Here is an 11,728-nt window from a genome sequence, read left to right on the forward strand (position 1 = left end):
ACTCAATGAGTGGCGCAGGCAAAACGCTGAAGTTAAAAAAACAAGAAGATAAGGCCAGCTTTGTAAGCTGGCGCTTTGCGTTACTGTGCGGGTGCATTTTACTGGCGCTGGGCGGACTGCTGTCGCGCGTAGCGTGGCTACAGGTGATCAACCCTGACAAGCTGGTGAAAGAGGGCGATTTGCGTTCGCTGCGTGTGCAAGCGGTGCCAACCGCGCGCGGTATGATCAGCGATCGTGCCGGTCGTCCATTAGCGGTGAGCGTGCCGGTGAATGCGATCTGGGCCGATCCGAAAGAGCTGACCGAACACGGCGGCGTCTCGCTGGATAGTCGCTGGAAAGCGCTGTCGGATGCGTTATCGATTCCGCTCGATCAGCTTGCTGCACGTATCAATGCCAACCCGAAAGGGCGCTTTGTCTATCTGGCGCGTCAGGTGAATCCAGCGATTGGCGAATATGTGAAAAAGCTTAAGCTGCCGGGCATCTATCTGCGTGAAGAGTCGCGCCGCTACTATCCGGCGGGCCAGGTGACCGCGCACCTGATTGGTTTCACCAACATTGATGGCCAGGGCATTGAAGGCATCGAAAAGAGCTTCGACAAATGGCTGACTGGCGCACCGGGTGAACGTACGGTGCGTAAAGACCGCAACGGCCGCGTCATTGAAGATATCTCCTCGGTAGACAGCCGCGCCGCGCATAACCTGACGCTAAGTATTGATGAACGTCTGCAGGCGCTGGTGTACCGCGAACTGAATAATGCCGTGGCGTTTAATAAAGCCGAATCAGGCACCGCGGTGCTGGTGGATGTAAACACTGGCGAAGTGCTGGCGATGGCGAACAGCCCCGCTTACAACCCGAATAATCTCAGCAACACGCCGAAAGACGTGATGCGTAACCGCGCTATTACCGACATCTTCGAGCCAGGTTCCACCGTGAAACCGATGGTGGTGATGACGGCTTTGCAGCGCGGTGTGGTGAAAGAGAACAGCGTACTGAATACCGTGCCGTACCGCGTCAATGGTCATGAGATCAAAGACGTGGCGCGCTACAACGAATTGACCCTTACCGGGGTTTTACAGAAGTCGAGTAACGTCGGGGTTTCACGTTTGGCGTTAGCGATGCCCTCCTCAGCACTTGTAGATACTTACGCGCGCTTTGGACTGGGTAAACCGACCAATTTGGGGCTGGTCGGGGAAAGTAGTGGCTTATACCCTCAAAAACAACGGTGGTCTGACATAGAGAGGGCCACCTTCTCTTTCGGCTACGGGCTAATGGTAACGCCGTTACAGTTAGCGCGAGTCTACGCAACCATTGGCAGCTACGGCATCAATCGCCCGCTGTCGATCACCAAAGTTGACCCGCCAGTGGCGGGTGAACGCGTTTTCCAGGAAGACCTGGTGAAAACGGTGATGCACATGATGGAAAGCGTTGCGTTGCCTGGCGGTGGTGGGGTTAAAGCCGCCATCAAGGGCTATCGCATTGCCATCAAAACCGGTACCGCTAAGAAAGTTGGACCGGATGGACGTTACGTCAACAAATACATTGCTTATACCGCAGGCGTTGCGCCTGCCAGCCGTCCTCGTTTTGCGCTGGTGGTGGTGATCAACGATCCCCAAGCCGGTAAATATTATGGTGGTGCGGTTTCAGCACCGGTGTTTGGCGCCATCATGGGCGGCGTATTGCGTACCATGAATATCGAACCTGATGCGCTGCCAACAGTTGATAAGAACGAGTTGGTGAAGAATAGAAGTGAGGAATCAAGTGACAGATCGTAACCTGCGCGACTTACTGGCTCCGTGGGTGCCGGGTGCGCCGGCGCGTCCACTCCGTGACATGACACTAGATAGCCGCGCGGCGGCTTCTGGCGATCTGTTTATCGCCGTGGCGGGCCATCATGCTGATGGACGTCGTTTTATTCCGCAGGCTATTGCACAAGGCGTAGCGGCAGTGATTGCCGAAGCCGAAGGCGAAGCCAGCGATGGAGATATCCGCGAGATGCATGGCGTCCCGGTTATTTATCTGGCGCAGTTGCAGCAGCGTCTCTCTGCACTGGCCGGACGCTTTTATCAGCAGCCTGCAAGCAAACTGAAATTGATTGGTGTTACTGGCACTAACGGCAAAACCACCACCACGCAACTGATGGCGCAGTGGGCCAATCTGCTCGGTGAAACCGGCGCAGTGATGGGCACGGTAGGCAATGGCCTTTACGGTCAACTGGTGGCAACCGAAAACACCACCGGTTCTGCGGTGGATGTGCAGCATGTGCTGAATGATTTAGTCGGGCAGGGCGCAACCCTGACGGCAATGGAAGTCTCGTCACACGGCTTGGTGCAGCATCGCGTTGCCGCCTTGCCGTTTGCGGCCGCGGTATTTACTAACCTGAGCCGTGATCACCTCGATTATCACGGTGATATGCAGAGTTATGAATCCGCTAAATGGTTACTGTTCTCTGAGCATCAGGTCGCTGAAGCCATCATCAATGCTGATGATGAAGTGGGCCGTCGCTGGCTGGCGAAATTGCCGGATGCGGTAGCAGTCACCATGGAAGACAATCTGCAATCGGGCTGTCATGGCCGCTGGCTGAAAGCCACGGCGGTGGATTATCACGACGGCGGTGCGCATATTCAGTTCAGCTCCAGCTGGGGTAACGGCGAGTTTGATAGCCGCCTGATGGGCGCTTTCAACGTGAGCAACCTATTGCTGGCGCTGGGTACGCTGCTGGCGCTGGATTACCCGCTTGATGCGCTGGTTGCCACTGCACCGCAGCTGCAGCCGGTGTGTGGTCGCATGGAAGTATTCACTGCGCCAGACAAACCTACGGTGGTTGTCGATTACGCTCACACGCCTGATGCACTGGAAAAAGCGCTGGAAGCGGCGCGTCTGCACTGTAAAGGCCAGCTGTGGTGCGTGTTTGGCTGCGGTGGCGATCGTGACAAAGGCAAACGTCCGCTAATGGGCGCGATTGCTGAGCAATTCTCCGACATCGTCGTGATCACCGACGATAATCCACGCAGCGAAGAGCCGATGGCGATTGTGAATGACATTCTCACCGGCTTGCTCGATCCGGGCCGCGCACGCGTGGTTTCCGGTCGTGCGCAGGCGGTCACCAACGCCGTGATGCAAGCCGGCGCCGACGACATCGTGTTGGTGGCCGGAAAAGGCCACGAAGATTATCAAATCATTGGCAACCGCCGTTTGGATTACTCCGACCGCGACACCGTCGCCCGTTTGTTGGGGGTGATGGCATGATTCCCGTTTCTCTCAATACGCTGGCCGAAATCAGCGGCGGTCAACTGCACGGCGCTGATTTAACCCTTGCCGATGTCACCACCGATACTCGCAAAGTTACCGCCGGCAGCCTGTTTGTGGCGCTGGTGGGTGAACGTTTTGATGCTCACGATTTCGCTAACGATGCCATTGCCAACGGCGCGCAGGCGCTGCTGGTCAGTCAACTGCTGCCGGTTTCTGTCCCGCAGGTGGTTGTGGCTGATACGCGGATTGCTTTTGGGCAACTCGCCGCGTGGGTACGCCAACAGGCGAACGCTCGCGTGGTTGCGCTGACCGGTTCATCTGGCAAAACCTCGGTCAAAGAGATGACCGCCGCGATTTTGCGTCAGTGTGGCGAAACGCTTTACACGGCCGGCAACCTGAACAACGACTTCGGTGTACCGATGACGCTGCTGCGTCTCACCAAAGAGCATGCTTACGCGGTGATCGAGTTAGGTGCCAACCATCAGGGTGAAATTGCTTACACCACCGATCTGGTGCGTCCGGAAACTGCGCTGGTGAATAACCTTGCTGCCGCCCATCTGGAAGGCTTTGGCTCGCTGGCGGGCGTGGCGAAAGCCAAAGGCGAAATTTTTGGCGGCTTGCCGGTACACGGCACCGCGATCGTCAACGCTGACAGCAACGATCTGGCCAACTGGAAATCACAGTTTGCAGATAAAACCTTGTGGCGCTTCTCGCCGCAGCCGATGGCTGATGCAGAGTTCCGCGCCAGCGAAATCGTGCTGCGAGCCGATGCCACGCTGTTCACGCTGCATACGCCACGTGGTGATATCGCCGTGGAGCTGCCGCTGCCGGGCCGTCATAACATCTCGAATGCGTTAGCCGCTGCAGCGTTGGCATTGTCAGTAGATGCGCCGCTGTCGGCGATTCAAGCTGGCCTTAAAACCTTGCAGCCTGTTCCTGGTCGACTGTTCCCGATTCGCCTGGCGGCCAATCAACTGCTGCTGGATGACAGCTACAACGCCAATGTCGGTTCTATGACTGCCGCCGCACAGGTGCTAGGCGATATGCCGGGCTACCGCGTGATGGTAGTGGGCGATATGGCTGAATTGGGTGATGAAGCCGAACTGTGTCATCGCCAGGTCGGCGATGCGGCCAAAGCGGCCGGTGTCGATCGCGTGCTGAGCATTGGGACTCTGAGCCAGCTGATTGGCGAAAACAGCGGTAAAGGCGAGCATTTCGCCACAAAAACCGCGCTAACTGAACGTTTACGCACATTGCTGTCCGAACATCAGGACATCACTATTTTGGTTAAAGGTTCACGTAGTGCCGCCATGGAGCAGGTAGTACAGAGCTTACAGGAGAAAGGAACATGCTAGTCTGGCTGGCCGAACATCTGGTCGCATTTTATTCCGGCTTTAACGTCTTTTCGTATCTGACGTTTCGCGCCATTGTCAGCCTGCTGACCGCCTTGTTCATTTCTCTGTGGATGGGCCCGCGCCTGATTGCCTGGCTGCAGAAGCTGCAGATCGGCCAGGTGGTGCGTAACGACGGTCCAGAGTCACACTTCAGCAAACGCGGCACGCCAACCATGGGCGGCGTGATGATCCTCACCTCCATCACCATTTCGGTACTGATGTGGGCCTATCCGTCTAATCCATACGTCTGGTGCGTACTGGTGGTGCTGGTCGGTTTTGGCATCATCGGCTTTGTGGATGACTATCGTAAGGTGGTGCGCAAAGACACCAAAGGCCTGATCGCGCGCTGGAAATATTTCTGGATGTCAGTAATTTCGCTGGCGGTTGCGTTCGCGCTGTTTATCGCCGGTAAAGATACGCCTGCAACGCAGCTGGTGGTGCCGTTCTTTAAAGACGTGATGCCGCAGCTGGGCCTGTTCTACGTGGTGCTGGCCTACTTCGTGATTGTCGGTACCGGCAACGCGGTTAACTTAACGGATGGTCTTGATGGCTTAGCCATTATGCCAACGGTGTTCGTGGCAGCAGGCTTTGCGCTGGTGGCGTGGGCGACCGGTAACGTCAAGTTTGCCGAATATCTGCACATTCCTTATTTACGGCACGCGGGCGAATTAGTGATTGTCTGCACCGCGATTGTCGGAGCCGGACTCGGATTTTTGTGGTTCAACACCTATCCAGCGCAAGTGTTCATGGGCGATGTCGGCTCCCTGGCGCTGGGTGGCGCGCTCGGCACCATCGCCGTACTGCTGCGTCAGGAATTCTTGCTGTTAATCATGGGCGGCGTGTTTGTGGTCGAAACGCTGTCGGTGATTCTGCAGGTGGGATCGTTCAAGCTGCGCGGTCAACGTATTTTCCGCATGGCACCGATTCACCATCACTATGAATTGAAAGGCTGGCCGGAGCCGCGCGTCATCGTGCGCTTCTGGATTATTTCGCTGATGCTGGTGCTGATTGGCCTGGCAACGCTGAAGGTACGTTAATCATGGCTGACTATCGGGGCAGAAAAGTCGTCATCATTGGATTAGGCATTACTGGCCTCTCCTGTGTTGATTTCTTCCTCGCGCAAGGCGTAACGCCACGCGTGATGGATACCCGTGTCTCGCCGCCGGGGCTGGACAAACTGCCAGCTTCGGTGGAGCGCTATGTTGGCGGTATGAATAGTGATTGGTTGCTGGCCTCCGATCTGATTATCGCCAGCCCCGGCATCGCGCTGGCGCATCCTGCATTGAGCGAAGCCGCCGATGCCGGAATTGAAATCATCGGCGATATTGAGCTGTTCTGCCGTGAAGCGCAGGCTCCGATTGTGGCAATCACCGGTTCGAACGGCAAAAGCACCGTGACGACGCTGGTAGGCGAAATGGCGCGTGCTGCAGGTTGGCAGGTGGGCGTGGGCGGCAACATCGGTTTGCCGGCGCTGACGCTGTTGAAATCGCCAGCACAGCTTTATGTACTCGAACTCTCCAGCTTCCAGCTGGAAACCACGCATAGCCTGAAAGCGGCTGCGGCGACGATCCTCAATCTCACCGAGGATCACATGGATCGCTACCCGCTCGGCATGCAGCAGTATCGTGCCGCCAAGCTGCGCATTTACGAAAACGCTAGCGTCTGCGTGGTGAATGCTGACGATGGCATGACCATGCCGGTGCGCGGTGTTGATCAGCGCTGCGTAAGCTTCGGTATCAACCTCGGCGATTATCATCTCAATCAGCAGCAGGGCAGCACCTGGCTGCGGGCAAAGGGCGAGAAAGTCCTGAACACCGATGAGATGACGCTGGTCGGCCAACACAATTACACCAACGCGCTGGCAGCGCTAGCATTGGCCGACGCGGTGAATATTCCACGCGCTTCCAGCCTGAAAGCCTTAACCACCTTTACCGGCCTGGCGCACCGCTTCCAACTGGTGCATGAAGCCCACGGTGTGCGCTGGATTAACGATTCCAAAGCCACCAATGTTGGCAGCACCGAAGCGGCGCTGAATGGCTTGCAGGTGAAAGGTACCTTGTGGCTGCTGCTGGGCGGCGACGGCAAGTCGGCTGATTTCAGCCCGCTGGCGCGCTATCTGCAGGGCGACAACGTGAAGCTGTTCTGTTTTGGTCGAGATGGTGATGCGTTAGCGGCATTGCGTCCGGAGATCGCCACGCGCACTGAAACCATGCAGCAGGCGATGACGCAGATTGCCGCCCAGGTTAAAGCCGGCGATATGGTGCTGTTATCACCGGCCTGCGCCAGCCTTGACCAGTTCCGTAATTTTGAACAGCGCGGCGATCAGTTCGCGCAACTGGCGAAGGAGTTGAGCTGATGCGCATTCCTGGAGCCGGTATCGCCAACTATCTGTCGTTGCGCCTGCGTGAGTGGGTGATGGGCGCGCGCGACAGTGATGATGCGCCGGTGGTGCTGTACGATCGCACGTTGCTGTGGCTGACCTTTGGGCTGGCGCTGATTGGTTTTGTGATGGTGACGTCGGCGTCGATGCCGGTTGGTCAACGTCTGAACGAAGATCCGTTCTACTTTGCCAAGCGTGATGCGTTTTATATCGCTTTGGCGTTTGGTATGGCGCTGGTGACCTTGCGCATCCCGATGGATTTCTGGCAGCGCTACAGCAACGTGATGCTGATGGTTTCCGTGGTGATGCTGCTGATCGTATTGGTCGTCGGTAGCTCGGTAAACGGTGCATCGCGCTGGATTGCCCTTGGCCCGCTGCGTATTCAGCCAGCCGAGCTTTCGAAGTTGACGCTGTTCTGCTATCTCGCCAGCTATCTGGTGCGCAAAGTCGAAGAGGTGCGTAACAACTTCTGGGGCTTCTGTAAGCCGATGGGCGTGATGGTGGTGCTGGCCGTGCTACTGCTGGCGCAGCCGGATCTCGGTACCGTCGTTGTGCTGTTTGTTACCACGCTGGCGATGCTGTTCCTCGCCGGGGCGAAAATGTGGCAGTTCCTGGCGATCATCGGCTCCGGCATTTTCGCCGTGGTGCTGCTGATCATTGCCGAACCATACCGTATGCGCCGTGTGACCTCCTTCTGGAACCCGTGGGAAGATCCCTTCGGCAGCGGCTACCAGCTGACGCAATCGTTGATGGCGTTTGGGCGCGGTGAGTTCTGGGGGCAGGGCTTAGGCAACTCGGTGCAGAAACTGGAATATCTGCCGGAAGCACATACTGACTTCATCTTCTCCATCATCGGTGAAGAGTTGGGTTATGTCGGTGTGGTTTTAGCGCTGTTGATGGTATTCTTCGTCGCTTTTCGCGCGATGTCGATTGGTCGCCGTGCTCTGGAGATCGATCAGCGCTTCTCAGGCTTCCTCGCTTGCTCAATTGGCGTGTGGTTTAGCTTCCAGGCGCTGGTTAACGTGGGTGCAGCTGCTGGCATGCTGCCGACGAAAGGTCTGACGCTGCCGCTGATCAGTTACGGTGGTTCGAGTCTGATCATCATGTCGACCGCCATCGTATTTTTATTGCGCATAGATTATGAAACGCGTTTGGCAAAAGCGCAGGCGTTTACCCGAGGTGCACGATGAGTGGCAAACGGTTGATGGTCATGGCAGGCGGTACTGGCGGACATGTGTTCCCCGGTCTGGCCGTTGCCCATCACCTGATGGAACAAGGCTGGCAGGTGCGCTGGCTGGGAACCGCTGACCGAATGGAAGCGGATTTGGTGCCGAAACACGGCATTGAAATTGATTTTATCCGCATCAGCGGCTTACGCGGTAAAGGTGTAAAAGCGCAGTTGCTGGCACCGGTACGCATCTTCAATGCATGGCGCCAGGCGCGTCGCATCATGAAGAGCTGGCAGCCGGATGTAGTGCTGGGAATGGGTGGCTACGTTTCGGGCCCTGGCGGCTTAGCGGCGTGGAGCTGCGGTATTCCGGTGGTGCTGCATGAGCAGAACGGCATTGCCGGACTGACCAACAAGTGGCTGGCGAAGATCGCCACCAAAGTGATGCAGGCGTTTCCGGGGGCGTTTCCAAATGCTGAAGTGGTTGGCAATCCGGTGCGTACCGATGTGTTAGCGCTGCCGTTACCGGCAGAGCGACTGAGTGCACGTTTCGGCCCGATTCGCGTGCTGGTGGTTGGCGGCAGCCAGGGCGCGCGCATCCTCAACCAGACCGTGCCGCAAGTGGCCGCAGCGTTGGGCGAAGCCATTACGGTTTGGCATCAAACCGGTAAAGGCGGACTGGAAACCGTGCAGCAGGCTTACCGCGCAGCGGGCCAGCCGCAGCACAAAGTCACCGAGTTTATCGATGACATGGCCGAAGCTTACGCCTGGGCCGATGTCGTAGTGTGCCGTTCGGGCGCATTGACGGTAAGTGAAGTGGCGGCCGCAGGTTTACCGGCAATTTTCGTACCGTTTCAGCACAAAGATCGTCAGCAGTACTGGAATGCGTTGCCGCTGGAAAAAGCGGGCGCAGCCAAAATTTTCGAGCAGCCGCAGTTCACCGCGGCTGTGGTAGCGGACACGCTGCGTCACTGGGATCGCACCACATTGTTGGCGATGGCAGAAAAAGCCCGTCAGGTCGCGATTCCCGATGCAACCGAGCGGGTTGCAAATGAAGTGGCGCGCGTCGCGAAGTAAATTAATCGGCCAGTTGATTTGGCCCGTACCTTTTAGCAGGTACAAACGGGAAAAACAGGTAATTGAAACAGATGAATACACAACAATTGGCAAAACTGCGTTCTATTGTGCCCGAGATGCGTCGCGTCCGGCACATTCACTTTGTCGGCATCGGTGGTGCTGGCATGGGCGGTATTGCCGAGGTGTTGGCGAACGAAGGCTATCACATCAGCGGTTCCGATCTGGCGCCGAACGCGGTGACACAGCATCTGGCTGCGCTGGGTGCGACGATTTATTTCAACCATCGTCCGGAAAACGTCACCGATGCCAGCGTTGTCGTGGTGTCGACGGCCGTAGCGCAGGATAACCCTGAACTGGTTGCCGCCCGTGAGCAGCGTATTCCCGTGATTCGTCGTGCTGAGATGTTGGCTGAACTGATGCGTTTCCGTCACGGCATCGCCGTTGCGGGCACGCACGGTAAAACCACCACCACCGCGATGGTGACCAGCATTTACGCGGAAGGCGGGCTGGATCCCACCTTCGTTAACGGTGGCTTGGTTAAAGCCGCAGGCACGCATGCGCGCCTGGGCAGCAGCCGTTATCTGATTGCTGAAGCAGATGAAAGTGATGCGTCCTTCCTGCATCTGCAACCGATGGTGGCAATTGTCACCAACATCGAAGCGGATCACATGGACACTTATCAGGGCGATTTCGAGAACCTGAAGCAGACGTTCATTAACTTCCTGCACAACCTGCCATTCTATGGACGCGCGGTAATGTGCGTGGATGATGCAGTGATTCGTGACCTGATCCCACGCGTAGGCCGCCAGGTAACCACCTACGGCTTCAGCGATGACGCGGATGTGCGTATCGAGAATTACGAGCAGCGTGGCGCACAAGGCCACTTCACCATTATTCGTCAGGATAAGCCGGTGCTGAAAGTGACGCTGAATGCGCCTGGCCGTCATAACGCGCTGAACGCAGCCGCCGCGGTAGCTGTTGCCAGCGAAGAGGGGATTGAAGATAACGCGATTCTGGCCGCGCTGGAGAGCTTCCAGGGCACCGGACGACGCTTTGACGTGCTGGGCGAGTTCGATACCGCCGCCGTCAATGGTAATCCAGGCAGTGCGATGCTGGTCGACGATTACGGCCACCATCCCACCGAAGTGGATGTCACCATCAAAGCCGCACGTGCGGGCTGGCCTGACAAGAAGCTGGTGATGGTGTTCCAGCCGCATCGCTACACGCGTACGCGTGACCTGTTTGATGATTTCGCGAATGTGCTGTCGCAGGTGGATGTGTTGCTGATGCTGGATGTCTATCCGGCGGGTGAAGCGGCGATTCCTGGCGCTGATAGCCGCTCGCTGTGCCGCGCGATTCGTAACCGTGGCAAAGTTGATCCGATTCTGGTCTCTGAGCATGACGCGCTGCCAGATGCGCTGGCACCGTTGCTGTCGGGCGACGATCTGGTGATCGTGCAGGGTGCAGGCAACATCGGCAAGATTGCCCGCAAGCTGGCCGAAAACGAATTACAGCCTGCCGTTAAGTCGGAGGCGCGCCATGACTGAGAAGGTTGCAGTATTGATGGGCGGCACCTCGGCCGAGCGTGATGTGTCGCTGATGTCCGGTGCGGCAGTGCTGGCCGGACTGCGTGAAATGGGCATTGATGCGCATGCAGTCGATACGCGTGATGTGTCGGTGCTTGACCTGAAACAGCAAGGCTTCGCTAAAGCGTTTATTGCTTTGCACGGTCGTGGTGGCGAAGACGGCACGCTGCAAGCGGTGCTGGAGTTTCTGCAACTGCCCTATACCGGCAGCGGTGTGATGGCTTCCGCCATCACCATGGATAAGCTGCGCAGCAAATTGCTGTGGCAGGGCAGGGGATTACCTTCAGGCAAATTTGTCTGGCTGACGCGTCAGCAGCATGAACAAGGTTTAAACGCGGATACTACCAAAGCCATTGAGGCGCTGGGTTTACCGCTGTTTGTCAAGCCAAGCTGCGAAGGTTCTAGCGTCGGTATCAGCCGCGTGAACCATGCGGATGCATTACCCGCAGCGCTTGAAGAAGCCTTTCGTCATGATGATGACGTGCTGATCGAAGCTTTTCTGAGCGGCGCGGAATACACCGTGGGCATCGTGGGTGAGCAAATTCTGCCTTCTATCAGAATTAAAACCGCCAGCGAGTTCTATGACTATGAAGCTAAATACATTTCTGACGATACTGAATACTTCTGCCCGAGCGGATTAAGCGCCGAGCAGGAAGCAGAATTGCAGACGTTGGTGTGGTCAGCCTGGCGCGCATTGGGTTGCAGCGGCTGGGGTCGCGTGGACGTGATGGCTGACGGTGAGGGCAACTTCCAGCTGCTGGAAGTGAATACTTCGCCCGGCATGACCAGCCACAGTTTAGTGCCGATGGCCGCGAAGCAAGCGGGATACAGCTTCCCGCAGCTGGTGGCGCGTATTCTGGAGCTGGCTGACTGA

9 protein-coding genes are annotated in these 11,728 nt (G+C 57.1%); all 9 read left to right on the plus strand.

The genetic code is table 11. The features are described from left to right. Window positions 1-5: 5 nt before the first annotated feature. Entirely contained in the window at window positions 6-1,772 is a 1,767-nt protein-coding gene (locus tag FCN45_RS03375) for a peptidoglycan glycosyltransferase FtsI (protein ID WP_137385151.1), read from the plus strand. Continuing rightward, a complete protein-coding gene (gene murE, locus FCN45_RS03380; protein WP_137385152.1) occupies window positions 1,759-3,246 on the plus strand; it encodes a UDP-N-acetylmuramoyl-L-alanyl-D-glutamate--2,6-diaminopimelate ligase in 1,488 nt (495 codons plus the stop codon). Before FCN45_RS03375 ends, murE begins: the two co-directional genes overlap by 14 nt. After that, window positions 3,243-4,604, plus strand: a complete 1,362-nt coding sequence (gene murF, locus FCN45_RS03385) for a UDP-N-acetylmuramoyl-tripeptide--D-alanyl-D-alanine ligase (protein WP_137385153.1) — start codon at window positions 3,243-3,245, stop codon at window positions 4,602-4,604. Before murE ends, murF begins: the two co-directional genes overlap by 4 nt. Further along, window positions 4,598-5,680, plus strand: a complete 1,083-nt coding sequence (gene mraY / locus FCN45_RS03390) for a phospho-N-acetylmuramoyl-pentapeptide-transferase (protein WP_007888613.1) — start codon at window positions 4,598-4,600, stop codon at window positions 5,678-5,680. Before murF ends, mraY begins: the two co-directional genes overlap by 7 nt. A 2-nt stretch (window positions 5,681-5,682) precedes the next feature. Then, window positions 5,683-6,999 carry a UDP-N-acetylmuramoyl-L-alanine--D-glutamate ligase gene (gene murD, locus FCN45_RS03395; protein WP_137385154.1) on the plus strand — a complete coding sequence of 439 codons (1,317 nt, stop codon included), beginning with the start codon at window positions 5,683-5,685 and terminating at the stop codon, window positions 6,997-6,999. Next, complete coding sequence (ftsW, locus tag FCN45_RS03400) at window positions 6,999-8,213, plus strand: cell division protein FtsW (RefSeq protein ID WP_101762115.1); 1,215 nt, start codon at window positions 6,999-7,001, stop codon at window positions 8,211-8,213. The genes murD and ftsW overlap by 1 nt, the downstream gene beginning before the upstream one ends. Continuing rightward, complete coding sequence (gene murG / locus FCN45_RS03405) at window positions 8,210-9,268, plus strand: undecaprenyldiphospho-muramoylpentapeptide beta-N-acetylglucosaminyltransferase (protein WP_137385155.1); 1,059 nt, start codon at window positions 8,210-8,212, stop codon at window positions 9,266-9,268. Before ftsW ends, murG begins: the two co-directional genes overlap by 4 nt. Before the next feature lie 71 nt (window positions 9,269-9,339). Continuing rightward, window positions 9,340-10,815, plus strand: a complete 1,476-nt coding sequence (gene murC / locus FCN45_RS03410; RefSeq protein ID WP_101762113.1) for a UDP-N-acetylmuramate--L-alanine ligase — start codon at window positions 9,340-9,342, stop codon at window positions 10,813-10,815. Next, complete coding sequence (locus FCN45_RS03415) at window positions 10,808-11,728, plus strand: D-alanine--D-alanine ligase (protein WP_137385156.1); 921 nt, start codon at window positions 10,808-10,810, stop codon at window positions 11,726-11,728. The genes murC and FCN45_RS03415 overlap by 8 nt, the downstream gene beginning before the upstream one ends.

Origin of the sequence: Pantoea sp. SO10 (assembly GCF_005281435.1) — a bacterium.
Classification (GTDB): Bacteria; Pseudomonadota; Gammaproteobacteria; order Enterobacterales; family Enterobacteriaceae; genus Pantoea; species Pantoea leporis.